This is a genomic window from Flavobacterium sp. GQ95 (assembly GCF_059758655.1).
In genome coordinates, this window is the sequence record NZ_JCAXEB010000001.1 from 301206 (window position 1) to 319350 (window position 18145).

Consider the following 18145-nt stretch of genomic DNA (forward strand, 5'->3'; position numbering starts at 1 on the left):
GAACCGCCGCTGTAGGCTTTTACAAAAAAATGGAATACCAACCCCGGGTAATCCATTTGATATTAAAGATGTTGGCGAACACTATTTTGATGTATAAAAAATTATAAAATGAGAAAATTCTACTTTCTTATAATTGCATGTATTTTTATTAGTTGCAAAAAGGAGACTCCAAAAGTTATTCCTGTAAAAGTAACTCCACCCCCAACTATCATACTTACCGATGAAAGAAAAGTTTCCATTGATACTGCCTTAATAGGTATTTTTAAAAGCAAAACGCTTCAGGAATTTTACAATTCTTCAAACAATCAAACCGTTTGGGGAAATCTTAAAAAAAGAACTTATGTTTTATCCCAATTAAAAAATTGTACAGCGTTAGGTCTGGATACGGACGACTACAAGTCTGCAGTGCTTGAAAAATACGAAAAAAGAATCAGCAAACTTAATGATAAAGAATTAGCAACTTTCGACATTTTGCTTACTTATAATTTTGAATTGTATCTAAATCATTTGCATAAAGGCAAACTAGATCCTAAAAAACTATATACAGACTGGGATCTTCAAGAAAAAAAATTGGATATCAATAGTGTTTTGATAAAAGCATTTAATAAAAACAAATTAGATAGTATTGTTGAAAGCATTCAACCAAAATCAGACACCTACAAACAGCTTTTAAAAGCACTTGAAATTATTGATACGTTTCCGGAGGACGATATAGGAATGATTACTATTGATTCTCTGACCAGGAAAATATCTTTAAATGAAAGCAACAAAGCTTTAATTAATATCAAAAAAAGGCTTTTGTTTTGGGGCGATATGTTCGGAAAAGATAGTTTAACTACTATGTATAATCAAAAGACATTTGAAGCGGTAAAAAGGTTTCAGGAGAGACATGGTCTGGCCTCTGACGGGGTAATTGGACAAGGAACAATAAGCGCCCTAAATTATTCTAAAGAAAAAAGAAAACAGCAAATTATTGCCAATTTAGAACGTTGGAGATGGTTTAGCAATGATTTGGCCGAAAATTATTTCATTATAAATATACCTAATTACAGCTTGAATGTTATTGAAAGTCAAGACACTACTTTAGTCCGTAATATTGTCGTTGGAACAAGTAAAAGAAAAACCCCAATTATTACATCGGTACTGAAAACAGTTGTTTTTAACCCGACATGGACCGTTCCTCCGACCATTTTAAAAGAAGATGTAGTTCCTGCGATGAAACGCAATCGTAATTATTTAAAAAATAAAAATATAACGATTTATGACACTACAGGCAATGAAGTTGATCCAAGTAACTGGAATGAAAACAAACCTGGCAATTACAAATATGTGCAAAGTCCGGGCTATAATAATTCATTGGGATTGATGAAAATTTTATTCCCAAATCATCATAGCGTTTATTTGCACGACACCAATCATCGTAATTATTTTGGAAGAAATAATCGTTCACTGAGTTCTGGATGCGTTCGTATTGAAAATCCGTTAGAACTGGCGGAGCACATTTTAAATGATCCTGATAAATATTCACAAGAGAAAATAGATACTATTATTGCTTCACAGAAGACTACTTATATCAAAATTATTAAAAAGTACGCTTTATACCAATGGTACTGGACAGCATGGAGCAAAAAAAATCAGCTCATTTTCAGAGCTGATATTTATAATTTAGATTCGGATTTGTATGCTAAATTACGAAAGTAGCTTTTCTTCCATCGCAAATCCTCTTGAAGGATGGTAGATGTACAAACACGATTTATCTTTAATAATGTCAATTATTTTTCCGGTCAATTCAACTGGTAATGCAGGGCAACCCTGGCTTCTGCCTAGTCTTTTATGATTTCTGATAAAAGATTCAGAAACATAATCTGCTCCATGCATAACAACTCCCCTTTCGCGGGCATTATTATTATAACCTCGCTCTAAACCATCTAAACGCAATGAAGCTCCATGTTTTCCCTGATAAATTTCGCCTGTAGCATAAAAACCAAGACTACTTTTAAAAGATGAATTAGTATTTGAAAAAGCAGATGCATATTCTTCACCTGTATTTCTTCCGTGAGCAACCAAAGATTGAAACAAAACAGTATTTGTTGCTAAATCAATTACCCAAAGACGTTTGGTATTTGATGACAAACTGAAATCAATTAATGTTAGAATGTCTTTTTGAACAACTCCTCTTTCCTTTAATAAATAAAATCCTTTTAAAGCTTCAGAAAAAGTTCTAAGTTCAGGTAACTGATAATTGTTTGGATTCAAGGCATGATATACACCTTCAATTTTAGCTTCTACTGTAAGTTTTTCAACTTTAGCAATGCTTTTAGTTGCTTCTTTTTTAGTTTCGGGAGTGCTTTTTGAATCTTTACCAAAAGATAATAACAAAAACACTAGCAGTGGATAAATTTTGTAAATCATTGAATTTCTTTAGGTTAATAACAAATTTGGGTTTGACAAAAATATAAAAAAAATATACGGTACAAAATAAATAGCTGTAAATCAGGCACGTTTTGTTTAAAATTTAACAGATCAAAAACAAAACATTGGCATATTGACGTAAAAATCTTATTTTTACGCATTATTTTAACTTTTACTACGTAGCGATATACCTACAATACTAAAAAGATATAATTTTTAGATTTTAAAGTGTAACATTTAACACTTTTGAATGTCTATATTATCTCACGCATCCTTCATCATACAAATGAAAAAAGTAGTTTTCCTTTATTTTCTGCTCTGTGTATCGTTCGGCTACAGCCAAAAGAAAACCCTACAGGCACAATCTACCTCGCAGCCCATTATTATTGATGGAAAACTAGACGAGACCGCGTGGGAAAATGCCCCGATTGCTTCTGATTTTATCATGTTTGAACCCGACAACGGAAAGCCAATTCCTGAATCTCAAAAAACAGAAATCAAGGTTATTTACAACAATGACGCCATTTACATAGGTGCCATGATGTATGATGACCAGCCAAACAAAATTTTAAAAGAGATTTCACAACGTGATAATTTTGGAACCGCTGATATTTTTGGTGTTTTCATCAACGGCTTTAATGACGGGCAACAAAACTTTGAGTTTTTTGTTTCTGCAGCTGATGTTCAGGGCGATTGTATCATGACAGATGTCATTGGAGAAGATTATTCCTGGGATGCTGTCTGGATTAGCAAAGCAAAAATAACCGATAAAGGCTGGATTGTGGAGATTAAAATTCCGTACGCCGCTTTGCGATTCTCTGCAGAGAACAAACAAACTTGGGGAATTAATTTTTTCAGGGAAGTAAAAAGAGAACGCAGGAAATATACCTGGAACTTAATAAATACCAAAATTGGCACGTTTACACAACAAAACGGGGAATTAACCGGAATTGAAAATATCAAACCTCCTACCCGATTATTTTTTATGCCATATGCCTCCTATTATTTAAATGCTGCTGAAGGTCAAAAAACATACGGTACAATGAAAGGTGGTATGGACATTAAGTACGGAATTACAGATGCCTTTACTTTGGATGCGATTCTGGTTCCCGATTTTGGACAAACAAAATACGACGATCAGATTTTGAATTTGAGTCCGTTTGAGCAACAATTCAACGAAAACAGAGCCTTTTTTACAGAAGGAACCGATTTGTTCAATAAAGGAAACATCTTTTACTCCAGAAGAATTGGAGGGGCACCTTCTATAGACCCTGAATTAAATGATAATGAAGAAGTAATTGAAACCGTTCAGAATGTGAATCTTATCAATGCTTTGAAAGTTTCAGGAAGAACAAAAAACGGATTAGGAATTGGAATTTTAAATGCCATTACCGAAAAAACTTTCGCTACCGTAAAAGATACTCTTTCAGGAGACACAAGACAAATAGTTGTGGAACCTTTGACCAATTATAACGTTTTGGTTTTGGATCAGCGTTTTCGGAAAAATTCTTCTGTAACCTTTATAAACACAAACGTTACAAGAAATGCACATTACAGAGATGCCAATGTTTCGGGCTTAGCGTGGGATTTAAATACAAAAGCAAATACCTATAATTTATCTGGAAATGTAAAATACAGTATCATTAATCAAACTGAAGATAAAACGGGTGTCTTCTCCACAATTGGATTTGCCGAAACTACTGGAAAATACCGTTACAGTGTAGGTACTGATTTTGTCACAAAAGGGTACGATCCAAATGATCTCGGAATTAACTTTTATACCAATTATTACAATTTCTACGGAAATGCAAATTATAGAATTCTAAACCCAACAAAGCTTTTTAATAGCTTTAAGGTCAACTATAATATGTATGTCGAATTCAATAAAGAATCAGGAAAAGTACAAGACAATAATATTGAGGCAAATGTAAACCTGAGTACGGTAAAAAATAATTATTATGGCGGAGGAATCACTGTATTTCCTTTAATATCTCATGATTATTATGAACCAAGAGCCGACAATCGTTATGTTATCATTCCGAGAAGAGTTGAAGCGTGGGGCAGCATTTCTACAAATTACAACCATAAATTTGCTTTAGATCTAAATCCGTCAATTGCTATTGCTGACGAGCCTGGACGAATGGCATATGGCTTTGATATTGGACCGAGATATCGCTTTAGTGATAAACTTTTAATGGTCTATACTTTTAGTTATTTTAGAAAAAACAACAACAAAGGCTATATCGATGGTTATGATGATGATGATGACAATGAAAGCACTCCGGAAACTATTGTTTTTGCCAATCGAAATGTAATTACCTATTCGAATACAATTACGGGAAAATATGCTTTAAACAGTGCGATGACTTTAAATTTAGCACTTCGCCAATATTGGTCTTATGCTGAAAATAAAGACATTCTGGAATTGCAGCAAGATGGAGCTTTAACACCTTATCCTGAATATACTGAAAACAAAAATTCGAGTTTTTATTCCTGGAATGCTGACTTATCCTATTCATGGTGGTTTGCGCCGGGAAGTCAGGTTTCGGTTTTATACCGTAATAGCGCTTCCAATTTTGAGCGTATTATCGATAAAGAATTTAAGGGCAATGTAACTGCTTTACTCAACAATGATGCTTTAAAACACATTTTTTCAGTCAGTGTGAAATATTTTATCGACTACAATGCTGTCAAAAATAAGCTCAGAAAGAGAGCTTAGCGTGAATTAATTTTAAAAAATAAGTCCTTCTTCAATTAAATTATTATTTTTTCACATACTTCATTTTATTAAACATAAATGTAACATTGCTTTCTTTGCACATTTTAGAAATGGCTTATCTTTGTACAAAACAAAAAGTAATGAACAAGAAAGTTATCCTTATGATTTTAGATGGTTGGGGAAAATCTCCTGACCCTAAAGTATCCGCAATAGACAATGCAAATGTTCCTTTTATAAACAGTCTTTACAAAAATTACCCAAGCGCTCAACTTCGAACCGATGGATTAAACGTAGGTTTACCCGAAGGTCAGATGGGAAACAGCGAAGTGGGACATATGAATCTTGGTGCCGGAAGAATTGTGTATCAGGATTTAGCCAAAATTAACTTAGCCGTAGCGCATCAAACATTAGCCAAAGAACAAGTTTTGGTTGATGCTTTTACATATGCTAAAGAAAACAATAAAAAAGTACACTTTTTAGGATTAGTTTCTGATGGAGGTGTTCACTCTCATACTTCGCACTTACGTGGATTGATCGATGCTTCTCAGGAATATGGCTTAGACCAGGTTTATATTCATGCTTTTACAGACGGACGTGATGTTGATCCAAAATCAGGAGCAAAATACATTCATGACTTAGAAGAACATATTAAAGATACTCCGGTAAAAATAGCTTCTATTGTTGGTCGTTATTATGCAATGGACCGTGACAAACGTTGGGAACGCGTAAAATTAGCTTACGATTTAGTTGTTAATGGTACTGGAATTCCTTCAAAAAATGCAGTTGCCAGTGTCCTTGAAAGTTATGCACACGATGTTACTGACGAATTTATTGCACCTATTGTAATGGTTGATGAAGAACAAAAACCGCTGGCAACAATTGTTGAAGGTGATGTTGTAATCTTCTTCAATTTCAGAACCGATAGAGGCCGTGAACTTACAGAAGCACTTTCACAGCATGATTTCCACGAGCAAAACATGCACAAATTAAACTTGTATTATGTAACGCTTACCAACTACGACGAAACGTATCAAAACGTAAAAGTTGTTTACAATAAAGATAATATTACTGAAACGCTGGGTGAAGTTTTAGAAAAAGCGGGTAAAAAACAAATTCGTATTGCTGAAACAGAAAAATATCCACATGTAACCTTTTTCTTTTCTGGCGGAAGAGAAACTCCTTTTGAAGGCGAATCAAGAATCTTGAGAAACTCTCCAAAAGTAGCTACTTATGATTTACAGCCAGAAATGAGTGCCTACGAACTAACTACTGCACTTGTTCCTGAATTAAACAAAGGCGAAGTAGATTTTGTTTGTCTTAACTTTGCTAATGGAGATATGGTTGGACATACCGGAATTATGAGTGCTGCAATCCTTGCTTGTGAAGCTGTTGATGCTTGTGTAAAACAAGTAATTGAAGCTGCTCTTGCTAATGATTATACTACAATTGTGATTGCCGATCACGGAAATTGCGAAACAATGATTAATCCTGATGGAAGTCCAAATACGGCTCACACAACGAATCCTGTGCCGATTATTTTAGTTGACAAGAATCTGAAAAACATTCAAAATGGTGTTTTAGGAGATATTGCTCCAACTATTTTAGAATTAATGGGAGTCCCACAACCAAATACAATGACTTGTCATTCATTATTATAGAAACCACTTTTTTTTAATAGAAAAAGAGACAAGTTTTCGGATTTGTCTCTTTTTTGTTTTTAGGCTTGTTGTCATTTCGAGGAACGAGAAATCCTCGCGAGAAGCTCGACAAAGATTGGATTTTCGTTGCGGAGTTACTTGCGAGGATTTCTCGTTCCTCGAAATGACAAAATTGCGTGTATCATATTACAAAATAATGATACGTCCATTCCACACCATAAATTATGAGTCCAATTAGTCCACCGACTAATGTTCCATTGATTCTGATGTATTGAAGATCTTTTCCGATTTCTAATTCTAATTTTTCTGACACTTCTTTTCCGTCCCAACTTTTTACAGTGGAAGAAATTAAATCTCCAATTACTTTTTTATTGTTCAGAAGCACTGATAATAAATCGTTTTTGATGAAATTATTAATCTTGTCAATCATTACCGGATCTTCTTTTAATCCATTTCCGAAACGTTGAATTAAGCTTGAAATATTATTTTTGATGGAAGACTCATCCCCTTTCTCTAAATCATCTGAAATTGATAATTTTATTTCATCCCAAATTCCGTTGATGTAATCCTGAACTTCTTTTTTACCGGCAAAACCAAGAATCAAATTGTTGATTTTGATTCTCATTTCTTCTGAGTTTTTTACTTTATCCAGAAAATCTGCTACATATTCGTCGATTTTAATTCTAATTTCACTTTCCGGTTTTTTCGCTTCATCTAAAAACTCCTGCAGTCCATTAAAAATTCCTTCTGAAATACTTTTATCGGCCAGACCGAAACTTAAAAAAGGTGTGGATTGTTTTACTTTTTTCCGAATCAAATCTTTATTGTTACTCAGTTCGGAACTCATAACTTCCAAAAGATTGGTCAGCAATTGATCTTTTACATTTCCTTTTTGCAAAGGTTCTAATGCCAGCGCAACCCAATCTCCAAAATTAATTGCTTCTAATTTTTCTTTAAACTGAACCTGAATGAATCGTTTTATATCTTCATCTTTGATGGTTTTTAAAACGCCCGGAATAATATTTACGGCGACCAAATTGGCAATTTTATTGGCATTTTCTACTTCTGAAAGCCAATCTGAAGCTTTTGTAGCAAAGTTGAATTCTTCTAATTTAATTTCTAATTTTTCACGGTTCAGAAATTCCTCAGAAACAAAATTCCCCAAATTTTCTCCTATCTCATTTTTCTTGGTTGGAATAATGGCAGTATGCCAAATCGGGATTCCAAGCGGATGACGAAATAAAGCTACAACCGCGAACCAATCGGCAATTCCACCGACCATTGCCGCTTCACTAAACGCCTGCAACATTGGAATTTTAAAATAAATCGCAATAATAAAAAGAAGCACCGCAACGCCTAAGAGCGCCAAAGCATTTCGTTTCATCTTTTTCAATGCTTTTACTTTGGATATATTTTCTTGATTTATAGCAGATTCCATAATTTCGATAGTTTTAACAACTACTAATTTACGTTTTTTCTGTCAAATATAAATCTGTAAAGACTTTGAGTTTTAAAGAACTCAATAACGGTTAAAAAAGTTTTGCCACGAATTTCACTAATTAATCTGTCCGCAAATTTTAAAAACCTTGAAATTCGTAAAATTTATTCCTTTTTTATATTAAAATTGAATTCGTGCTAATTCGTAAAATTCGTGGCGAAAAATTTATATTAATATCGTACTTTTGCGAACTGAAAATCTGAAAAATATGATTATCCAAAAAAGTAGAGAGGAAATCGAATTAATGCGCGAAAGTGCTTTGATCGTATCTAAAACATTAGGAATGATTGCTTCTGAAATTAAAGAAGGAGTTACTACATTATATCTTGACAAATTAGCCGAGGAATTTATTCGTGATCATGGTGCAGTACCAAGTTTTCTTGGATTGTATGATTTCCCGAATTCTCTTTGTATGAGTCCGAATGCACAGGTTGTACACGGAATTCCCAATAACACACCTTTGAAAAGCGGAGACGTAATTTCAGTAGATTGTGGTGCATTCAAAAATGGATATCACGGTGATCATGCCTATAGTTTTGAGATTGGAGAAGTTGCCCCGGAAGTTAAAAAACTTTTGCAGGTTACTAAAGAATCTCTTTATGTTGGAATCAGAGAATTTAAAGCTGGAAATCGTGTGGAAGATGTTGGAAATGCGATTCAAAAATATACAGAATCTCACGGTTACGGAGTAGTTCGTGAATTGGTTGGTCACGGTGTAGGACAAAAAATGCACGAAGAACCAGAAATGCCAAACTACGGAAAACGTGGTCGTGGAAAACTTTTTGTTGAAGGAATGGTGGTTGCCATTGAGCCAATGATCAATATGGGAACCAGAAACATCAAACAATTAAAAGACGGCTGGACAATCTTAACTGCTGACGGAAAACCAAGTGCGCATTTCGAACACGACGTTGCCTTAATTGATGGAAAACCAGAGTTATTATCAACTTTTCAATACATCTACAAAGCGTTAGGAATTGAGAGTAATGAAGAAGATGAATTCAGAAAAGTGCCTTTAGTATTATAGTTATTCCACAGAGATTTAAAAACATTATAAGAGATTTAAACTTTGTGAAGCTCCGTGCTTACTTTGTGAAACTCTGCGAAACAGCCCCCCAATGAAGAAACTTTTTAAATTAGTACTTAATACTATTCCAAGACCATTATTAATTCGTTTGAGTTATGTGGCCCGCCCAATTTTGGCTTTATCTTTAAAAGGAGACAAATTTACTGATCCTATTGATGGTAAAAGTTTTAGATCGTTTTTGCCTTACGGATACGGAAAACAACGTAATAATGTGCTTTCGCCGAGTACACTTTCATTAGAAAGACACCGTTTACTTTGGTTGTATTTAAACGATCAGACTGATTTTTTTACCGCGCCAAAAAAAGTGCTTCACTTTGCACCGGAACAGGCTTTTTATAAAAGATTCCGCAAGCAAAAAAATCTGGATTACACAACAACCGATTTGTTTTCGCCGTTGGCAGATGTAAAAGCAGATATTTGTAATTTGCCTTTTAAAGACAACGAATACGATGTGATTTTATGTAATCACGTTTTAGAACATATTCCGGATGATACAAAAGCAATGCAGGAATTATTCAGAGTTTTAAAACCAGGCGGAATGGCCGTTTTGCAAATTCCACAGGATTTATCGAGAGAAGTTACTTTTGCCGATGATTCGATAACAGACCAAAAAGAACGTGCTAAAATATTTGGTCAATATGATCACGTTCGTATTTATGGCCGTGATTATTTTGATAAATTAAGAAGCATTGGTTTCATAGTAATCGAAGAAGATTATACCAATAAAATTGCGCCAGAATTGGTAGAGAAATATTGTTTGGCAAAAGGAGAAATTATTCCGCTTTGCTTTAAACAGGAAAACTAATTTTTTTCCACCATATAAGTTATATAAGTTTATTTAAAAAGTTTTCAAATTATTAGTATTTTGAAAACTTTTTAATTTTTAGCTCATCCCAAATTACAACCAAACCAAACCAAACCACAGCCCTACTCTTGGAAACTTCAAAATCATTTCAATTTTGTTTTGACATCAGTTTTGAAAAAAATCTGAACGCTTATATTCCAACAGCCTATATTGTTGAGAATACTGATGAAATCAAATATCTGAACAAAAAAGCAACAACTAGTATACTTGAAAGCTTCGGAATTGTTTTCGAAAATTTAGATTCCAATACAAAAAAAACACTGACCGTTTGCGAATCCTTAAAGCCTGATTTTATTTTTAAAAAATTCAGTGCAAAAATCAAATCAGCCAAGACAATTGCTGACTTGCAAAAAGATTCCAAAATTGATTTTGCCATTCGTCAGCATTTAAAAATGAATCTAGATTCGTTTTACACTTTAATTGTTCAGGAACAATTTCCGTTGTCAATCAACATTGGACCCGAAAAAGATTTTTATCGCTCAAGCGTAAATATTGATTCATTGTATTTTGAGCCTCAAATTCAATTTGACAAACATGTTGAAGGCATTACCTATACTTTATCTTTAAAAGAAAACGAAACTACATTTTTGCCTATGAATAGTAGTGTTGATGTTCTTTTAGATGAACCGGGCTGGTTAATTATAGATAAAAAATTAGGGAAGTTAAAAGACCTTAATTCTAAAAAACTTTCTCCTTTTTTAAAGAAAAAATCGATCGAGATACCTTCAAAATTAGTTGATGATTATTTTAAAAGTTTTATTCCCGAAATAGCTAAAAAAATCGACATCGACGCGACTGGTTTCGAAATTGAACTTCGGGACAAAATTGTTTCATGTACCATTCAGCCTGTTTATGATTTCTTCAAAAACTGTTATTATCTCAATCTTTACTTTGATTATAATGGCTATTCATTTGACGCCAGTAAAACCAAAAAGACACATTCATTTGTTGATTTTAGTGTTGCCAATGAACCTAAAATAATTCAGTTTAAAAGAAGTGCTGACGAGGCCTTATACACAGATAAATTACCTGAACTTGGTTTAACAAAAATCAAAAACGAATTATTTGGATCGAATTCAGAGGCAGAAATTAACGATCCTTACGCTAATATTCAATTCGTTATTAATCATAAAGAAGAGCTGGGAAATTTAGGTTTTACCATCCAAAACTTAAAGCTGGAAAGTAAAGAAATCATTACCGAAAGTCATACTGTTTTAGCTTCAAAAGAAGAGACAAAAGAAGATTGGTTTGATATCAAAATAATAATTAGTGTTGGAGTTTTTACGATCAATTTCAGTGAAATCATTCCGAATATAAAAAGCAAAGAAAGACTCTTTTTATTGCCTGACGGAAACTACTTTCTGATTCCGCTGGAATGGCTAAGCAAATACAGTTCACTGGCCAAATTAGCCAAAACAGAAAATGAAAATCTTCTTTTGCGTAAAAGTAATTTTACTGCTTTGGATACTATTCCGGAAATCAAAAATGATGTAATTCAAAAAGCAGAATACACCGCTTCAGATTTACTGAAAGCAACGCTGAGACCTTACCAAATTGAGGGTGTAAAATGGCTTTTGGGTCATTTCAACTCCAACTTAGGTGCGTGTCTGGCTGATGATATGGGACTCGGAAAGACATTACAAACCCTGGCCGTTTTGGTTGCCGTACAAGAACAGCTAGGATTCACAACCAAAACCACAAATTTTGATTTGTTTGCAAACGAAACTACTATTGAAAGAGAACCATTAAAAGCCCTGATTGTTTTACCATCTTCATTGGTTTTTAACTGGTATAACGAGTCTTCAAAATTCACACCGCATTTTTCAAAAATGCAATATATCGGTAACGACAGAAAACTGTTGGCAAATAGATTAGCATCAACAGATTTGATTTTTACGAGTTACAGTATTGTACATCGTGATATTTCAATTTTAGAAAAATATGATTTCCGCTATTTAATTTTAGACGAAAGTCAATATATTAAAAATAAAAATTCTAAGATTTTTAAAGCGATTAATAAAATAAATACAGCTCATAAAATTGCTTTAAGTGGTACGCCTATCGAAAATTCGCTGGATGATTTATGGTCACAAATGCAGTTTATAAACCCTGATATTTTGGGCACTTATAATTTTTTCGCAGAAAATTTTAAAATCCCGATTGAGAAAAAGCAGGACGAAAATAGTTTAACTGAATTAAAAAATCTGGTTCAGCCTTATATTTTGCGACGAACTAAAGAACAGGTTTTGAAAGATTTACCTGAATTAACGGAGCAGATTTATTACTGCGATATGGATCCTGAACAGGAAAAATTATACGAGCAGGAAAAATCAAAAGCCCGTAATTTTCTATTGAAAACTGACGGAACCAGTCCTGATAAGATTAGCATTATCAACACGCTGATGAAGTTAAGACAGCTGAGTAATCACCCAAAAATGGTTGATCAGGAGTCGGAAATTGATTCAGGGAAATATATTGCTGTGACGAATTATCTCGAAAACTTAGTCAAAGGAAAACAAAAGACTATTATTTTCAGCTCATTTGTTACTAATTTGAATTTTTATACCAATTGGTGTAAGGAAAATAAAATAGCGTTTTGTGAAATTACAGGTGAAACTCCAGCCAGTAAAAGAGAACATCAGGTAAAGCTGTTTCAGGAAAAAGAAGAGCCTTTGTTGTTTTTTATTTCGCTTAAAGCAGGTGGAGTCGGTTTGAATATCACCAAAGCTTCTTATGTTTTATTTTTAGATCCGTGGTGGAATCCTTTTGCAGAAAAACAAGGAGTTGGAAGAGCGCATAGAATTGGACAATTAAATAAAGTCAATGTTATCAGGTTTATTTCGAAAAATACGGTAGAGGAAAAAATAATTAAACTACAAGAAAACAAAAAACTGTTATCTGACTCACTTTTGGAAGAAAGTTATATTAACGATGAAATCGAAGTTAATTTGAAATACATTTTGGGTTCATAATAAATTGTTTTTAAAACCAATAAAACGTCTTATTTTTCGTTGTATAAATTATTATATTTACAATCTTACAACGTAATAAGATGCCAAAATTTTTGTTTAAAAGTCTACTTTTACTTTTCATTTTTACTTCGGCGAAAGCCCAGGAAGTACAAACCGAAGTAACTCCACCCTATAACATTAAAACCGTTTCATTTGTTCAGAATGGAAATAATGTCGTGCCGATTTTCGAATTAGGTTCGACATTTGAATTACAATTTGATGATTTGTTTGGGAATGAAGCCAATTATTATTTTGATTTAATTCATTGCGATTATAACTGGATTCCTACTGACATTCCGAAAACGGATTATGTTCGTGGTTTTGACAATCAGAGAATTACAGATTACTCCAATTCCTTTAATACGCTTCAGGCTTTTTCTCATTATCGCCTTTCTTTCCCGAACCAGTTTACTACACAACTGAGAATTTCAGGAAATTATATGTTGAGGATTCTGAATGAAGACCGGGAAATTGTTTTCTCCAGAAAGTTTATTTTATTTGAAGATCATTCAACCGTTGGAGCTGTCGTAAAACGAAGCCGAAACCTCAGCAATATTGATTACAAACAAAATCTTGAATTTACTGTACTTTCAAATGATATTGTTTTTCAGACCCCTTTGCAAAACTTAAAAGTGTTGTTATTGCAAAATGGGGATTTTAATACCAGTATCAAAAATATTGCTCCACAATATACAATCGGAAACCAAATGGTTTACAAATACGATAAAGAGACGCAATTTTGGGCAGGAAATGAATTTTTATATTTTGAGAATAAAGACATTCGTGCCGCAAGTAATAATGTTGCAAAAGTTGGTTCGGCGAATGATATTTACAGTTCTTTTTTATATACAAATCAGGCAAGAGCAAACCAAATTTATACGTTATATGAAGATGTAGACGGAAATTTTGTTGTAAAAAATATAAATGCCTCTAATAATGAAATCGAAGCAGATTATGCCTGGGTTTATTTCAGTCTTTCGGCTCCGGCTTTCCAGTTAAATAAAGACATTTATATTGTTGGAATGTTCAATAATTACAGCTTATCGCCGGAATACAAAATGGACTATAATGAAAAAAAGGGGGTGTACGAAAAAGCAGTCATGATCAAACAAGGTTTTACCAATTTTAAGTATCGCGTAGCAGATAAAAAAGGGGTAATTGATTATGAGAATGCTATTGATGGTAATTTCTATCAGACAGAAAACGAGTACACTATACTCGTTTATTACAAACATAGTTCAGATCGATACGAAAGAGTAATCGGAAAAGGAAATGCAAACTCTATAAATATCACCAATTAAAACATTGTTAAAGGATTTCTTTGAACGAATTTTTTTCGTAAGTTTGCAACTATAACACACACATATATACTACGTTAGTATGGTTTCTCAGATTACACGAGGCATAAAAATATCAGTTTTGACTAGTTTTGAAGGTACTTACTTCAAGAACTATAAGATTCACTTTGCTTTTAGTTACGTAGTTACGATTGAAAATCACAGTAAAGATTCAGTACAATTAACTTCTCGTCACTGGGAAATATTTGACTCTTTAAACGATATTGATATCGTTGATGGTGAGGGCGTTATTGGAAAAAAACCAGTTTTAAAACCTGGAGAAAACCACACTTATAGTTCGGGTTGTTTGCTTTCATCTCCTTACGGAGCAATGAAAGGCCATTTTAATATGATCAATTTTACTACTACCAAAACATTCAAAGTTATTGTTCCTACTTTTAGAATGTGCGCTCCTTTTGCTTTAAATTAATTTATTGAAATTTCGATTACACCTTCTTTTGTGATTGCGTATGCTTTGTCATTTTCTGTTGGCGTCATATAGGAATTTCCTGTAAACTCGCCAAAAGCAGGGAAAATTAATTGATTTTGTTTTAGAAAAAAACAAGGCAAACTTAAAAACTGTCTCCCCAATCCCCTTAATTGTATAGCAGGATGAATATGTCCGCAAAAATTAAAAAATCCTTCTTTTTCTGTTGGATGATGCGTCAACAGGAAATCATCAATAATCAATTCACTGTAAATTTCAATATTCAGGTCTTCATAATTTATTTTTGAAATGATATCATGATTCCCTTCCACTAAAATTATTTTCTGTGAATACTCTTTTATCCAATCCATGAAAAAATCCCATTCAGTATTAATTTTACTGTGAAATAAATCTCCTAAAAAAATAATGGTTTCTGCGCTGAATATTTCTAAAACTGTTTTTAAACGATTAAAATTTTCAAAAATGGCCTCTTTCGGAATTCCGATTCCGTGTTTCCTAAAATGGGTCACTTTTCCCAAATGAACATCAGAAATCAAAAGCATCTTTTTTTCTTCCCAAAAAACAACGCCAGATTGATGCAAAATAAAATTCTGATTATTAATTACTATTCTCATAAAGAAATTATTTCATATAACTGGCTGTCATTTTTTTGATTCTTTCTGCTAAAGTTTCACTCGATAATTTTTCCCTGAGTCGGTCTGTAATGATCGGAAAACTAAAAGGTGTTGGTTTATTGCATTGTTTCCACACAATCGTTTGTCTGTTAATTCTTTCTAAGGCCTGAATCAAACGTCCTTCTTCTAACTGATGTTCGAATGTTTCTATAAACGCCTGATGCAACAATAAATTGTCAGGCTCAAAATCCCGAAAAACTTCAAAAAGTAATTGAGAGCCACTTTGCAAATGTTTGGTTTTAACTGGTCGACCTGGCATTCCGGTAAAAACTAATCCGGCGATTACGGCAATATCCCTGAATTTTCTTCTTGCCATTTCAGTTGAATTCAGGCTTTTTTGTAAATCGTGGTGTACATATTCTGTAGAAAATAAATCATTATCAAAAACGGCCTGCATATCAATTTCCTGATCGGAAAGTAGTTCAAAACCGTAATCATTATAGGCTAATGAAAACGTGATGGAGAACAGCAAACTAATTCGGTAAGACAACATACTTGCCAAAGCTTCATGCACAAACCTTCCTTCAAAAGGATAAAAAATCGCATGAAATCCTTCTCTGGTTTTAAACGTTTCAATTAAAAACTCATTTGCATCCGGAACAATACTTTCTTTTCGCTGTCTGTCAAAGATAGGTTTCAGGGCTTTTAATTCGGGAGATAGATTGTCTGTATTTGCGGCATATAATTCTTCTCTTAACAATTCACTCATTTGTACAGACAGCGCCATACGTCCGCCCATCCAGCTAACCGTTTTTGAAGATTTTTTTGGATCCGCTTTTCGCACCAAAACCTGCATGTTTTTAACACGGAATAATTCCAGTCTTTTTCCGGCAAACGTAAAAACATCTCCCGGTTTGAGTTTAGAGGCAAACCATTCTTCAATGGTTCCAATATAACCTCCGCTTAAATATTTCACATTAAGAACTGCATCTCCAACGATAGTTCCGATTTGCATTCTGTGATGCATCGCAATCAATCGGCTGTTAATTTTGAAACGACAATCTTCTTCTACTTCTACTTTTTTGAATTCATCATAGGCTTGTAAACTCTGACTTCCATTGGTAATAAAATTTAGAATCCAGTTCCAGTTTTCTTTGGTTATATTTTGATAACAAAAGGTTTGTTTTACTTCTTTGTAAATTTCATCCGGAAAAAAACCGTCAGAAACAGCAAGTGTATTTAAATATTGAATTAAAACATCCCAACTGTTCAAATACGGAATTCGGTCTTCGACAATTGTTTTTGCTGCTGCTTTTTTAAGTGCCGATGCCTCAATTAATTCGATCGCATGTGTGGCAAGAAAGTAAATAACACTTTCTTTTCCGGGTTGATGGCCACTTCTTCCCGCTCTTTGCAGAAAGCGCGCAACACCTTTTGGACCGCCAATCTGAATAATGCTTTCAACCGGTGCAAAATCAACACCTAAATCCAGACTTGAAGTACAAACTACCACTTTTAATTCTTCATTCCGAATCGCATTTTCAACCCATTGTCTAACTTCCCTACTGATGCTTCCGTGATGCATAGCCATTTCGCCTGCAAATTCAGGATATTTCTCCAAAATTGCCTGATACCACATTTCGCAAACGGAACGGACATTCGTAAAAATTAAAGTGGTTTTGCTTTTTCTGATGATTTTGGCAACCTCATCAATTAAATGCAATCCTAAATGGCCGCGCCAGGGATAGCTTTCCATTTTCTCCGGAAGGATTGAAATCACTTTTATTTTCTTGTTGATATTTGCTTTTATTAAAACTGAATTTTCATAAGCTTCTGAATTGACTCCTAACAAAACCTGTTGTGCCAGTTCCAGATTTCCGATCGTTGCTGAAATTCCCCAAATTTTCATTTTTGGTGCCACCGTTTTTAATCTGGACAAAGCCAGTTCCATTTGAACGCCTCGTTTTGTACCTAATAATTCATGCCATTCATCTACTACAATAGCGCCACAATTAGCAAAAGTTTTTGAAAATTCTTTGGAGGCTAAAAGCAGTTGCAAACTTTCTGGAGTTGTTATCAGCAAATCAGGCATTTTTTTACTTTGCTTTGTTCTTTCACTTTGCGAAGTATCTCCGGAACGAATTCCGACAGTTAAGGGCAAATCTAAATCTGCAACAATTCGTTCCGCTGCTTGTTTTATTTCGACAGAAAGGGATCGCAAAGGCGTAATCCAAATGGCTTTTAAGCCTGGTTTATGTTTAGCTTTATAATCCGGATTTTTATTGATGTAATCGAGAACTATCGGAAACCATAAGGCATAGGTTTTTCCGCTTCCGGTTGGAGCGTTTAACAGACCGTTTTTACCCTGCAGAAATGCCGTCCAGGTTTGAGTCTGGAACGGAAAAGATTTCCATCCCTGATCCTTGAACCAGTTTTCAGCAATTGTGTATAGTTCTTCTCTGTTCATTTTTTTATAAGGTTCAAAGTTGCAAAGGC

The 18145-nt window shown here is 33.9% G+C and carries 12 protein-coding genes; 8 read left to right on the forward strand and 4 right to left on the reverse strand.

Features of this window, described 5'->3' with window-relative positions; genetic code table 11:
• The first annotated feature begins 108 nt into the window (after window positions 1-108).
• The gene (locus tag AC6CH4_RS01300) at window positions 109-1701 is read left to right on the forward strand and encodes a L,D-transpeptidase family protein (protein WP_498099465.1); all 1593 of its coding nucleotides are present in this window, start codon (window positions 109-111) and stop codon (window positions 1699-1701) included.
• Here the strand turns inward: AC6CH4_RS01300 and AC6CH4_RS01305 are convergent.
• The gene (locus tag AC6CH4_RS01305) at window positions 1690-2412 is read right to left on the reverse strand and encodes a murein L,D-transpeptidase catalytic domain family protein (RefSeq protein WP_498099467.1); all 723 of its coding nucleotides are present in this window, start codon (window positions 2410-2412) and stop codon (window positions 1690-1692) included. The two genes, AC6CH4_RS01300 and AC6CH4_RS01305, sit on opposite strands and share 12 nt — an antisense overlap.
• A gap of 286 nt (window positions 2413-2698) precedes the next feature.
• Here AC6CH4_RS01305 and AC6CH4_RS01310 point away from each other — a divergent pair, with 286 nt between their 5' ends.
• The gene (locus tag AC6CH4_RS01310; protein ID WP_498100599.1) at window positions 2699-5131 is read left to right on the forward strand and encodes a DUF5916 domain-containing protein; all 2433 of its coding nucleotides are present in this window, start codon (window positions 2699-2701) and stop codon (window positions 5129-5131) included.
• 140 nt (window positions 5132-5271) lie between these two features.
• Entirely contained in the window at window positions 5272-6789 is a 1518-nt protein-coding gene (gene gpmI, locus AC6CH4_RS01315) for a 2,3-bisphosphoglycerate-independent phosphoglycerate mutase (protein ID WP_498099469.1), read from the forward strand.
• 181 nt (window positions 6790-6970) lie between these two features.
• Here gpmI and AC6CH4_RS01320 read toward each other — a convergent pair whose 3' ends face one another.
• Window positions 6971-8227 (reverse strand): DUF445 domain-containing protein, encoded by a 1257-nt coding sequence (locus AC6CH4_RS01320; protein ID WP_498099471.1) that lies wholly within the window; start codon window positions 8225-8227, stop codon window positions 6971-6973.
• Between the two features lie 268 nt (window positions 8228-8495).
• Between AC6CH4_RS01320 and map the strand changes: the two genes are divergently transcribed.
• The 5 genes from map (at window position 8496) to apaG (ending at window position 15017) form a co-directional block, all read left to right on the forward strand.
• Entirely contained in the window at window positions 8496-9314 is an 819-nt protein-coding gene (map, locus tag AC6CH4_RS01325; RefSeq protein ID WP_498099473.1) for a type I methionyl aminopeptidase, read from the forward strand.
• 91 nt (window positions 9315-9405) lie between these two features.
• Entirely contained in the window at window positions 9406-10179 is a 774-nt protein-coding gene (locus AC6CH4_RS01330) for a methyltransferase domain-containing protein (protein ID WP_498099475.1), read from the forward strand.
• 128 nt (window positions 10180-10307) lie between these two features.
• Window positions 10308-13211, forward strand: coding sequence for a DEAD/DEAH box helicase (locus AC6CH4_RS01335; protein ID WP_498099477.1), 2904 nt, complete (start codon window positions 10308-10310; stop codon window positions 13209-13211).
• Between the two features lie 80 nt (window positions 13212-13291).
• Window positions 13292-14551 (forward strand): type IX secretion system plug protein, encoded by a 1260-nt coding sequence (locus AC6CH4_RS01340; RefSeq protein ID WP_498099479.1) that lies wholly within the window; start codon window positions 13292-13294, stop codon window positions 14549-14551.
• Between the two features lie 79 nt (window positions 14552-14630).
• Window positions 14631-15017, forward strand: coding sequence for a Co2+/Mg2+ efflux facilitator ApaG/CorD (gene apaG, locus AC6CH4_RS01345; protein WP_492966727.1), 387 nt, complete (start codon window positions 14631-14633; stop codon window positions 15015-15017).
• Here the strand turns inward: apaG and pdeM are convergent.
• Both pdeM and AC6CH4_RS01355 read right to left on the reverse strand, forming a co-directional pair.
• A complete protein-coding gene (gene pdeM, locus AC6CH4_RS01350) occupies window positions 15014-15649 on the reverse strand; it encodes a ligase-associated DNA damage response endonuclease PdeM (protein ID WP_498099481.1) in 636 nt (211 codons plus the stop codon). The two genes, apaG and pdeM, sit on opposite strands and share 4 nt — an antisense overlap.
• A 7-nt stretch (window positions 15650-15656) precedes the next feature.
• Window positions 15657-18116: a ligase-associated DNA damage response DEXH box helicase gene (locus AC6CH4_RS01355; protein WP_498099483.1), complete on the reverse strand. Its 2460-nt coding sequence runs from the start codon at window positions 18114-18116 to the stop codon at window positions 15657-15659.
• Window positions 18117-18145: the final 29 nt, after the last annotated feature.

Excerpts from the sequence above, each read along its gene's own strand:
- AC6CH4_RS01300 (WP_498099465.1), top strand. The coding sequence starts at position 109 with ATGAGAAAATTCTACTTTCTTATAATTGCATGTATTTTTATTAGTTGC.
- AC6CH4_RS01305 (WP_498099467.1), bottom strand. The coding sequence starts at position 2,412 with ATGATTTACAAAATTTATCCACTGCTAGTGTTTTTGTTATTATCTTTT.
- AC6CH4_RS01310 (WP_498100599.1), top strand. The coding sequence starts at position 2,699 with ATGAAAAAAGTAGTTTTCCTTTATTTTCTGCTCTGTGTATCGTTCGGC.
- gpmI (WP_498099469.1), top strand. The coding sequence starts at position 5,272 with ATGAACAAGAAAGTTATCCTTATGATTTTAGATGGTTGGGGAAAATCT.
- AC6CH4_RS01320 (WP_498099471.1), bottom strand. The coding sequence starts at position 8,227 with ATGGAATCTGCTATAAATCAAGAAAATATATCCAAAGTAAAAGCATTG.
- map (WP_498099473.1), top strand. The coding sequence starts at position 8,496 with ATGATTATCCAAAAAAGTAGAGAGGAAATCGAATTAATGCGCGAAAGT.
- AC6CH4_RS01330 (WP_498099475.1), top strand. The coding sequence starts at position 9,406 with ATGAAGAAACTTTTTAAATTAGTACTTAATACTATTCCAAGACCATTA.
- AC6CH4_RS01340 (WP_498099479.1), top strand. The coding sequence starts at position 13,292 with ATGCCAAAATTTTTGTTTAAAAGTCTACTTTTACTTTTCATTTTTACT.
- apaG (WP_492966727.1), top strand. The coding sequence starts at position 14,631 with ATGGTTTCTCAGATTACACGAGGCATAAAAATATCAGTTTTGACTAGT.
- pdeM (WP_498099481.1), bottom strand. The coding sequence starts at position 15,649 with ATGAGAATAGTAATTAATAATCAGAATTTTATTTTGCATCAATCTGGC.
- AC6CH4_RS01355 (WP_498099483.1), bottom strand. The coding sequence starts at position 18,116 with ATGAACAGAGAAGAACTATACACAATTGCTGAAAACTGGTTCAAGGAT.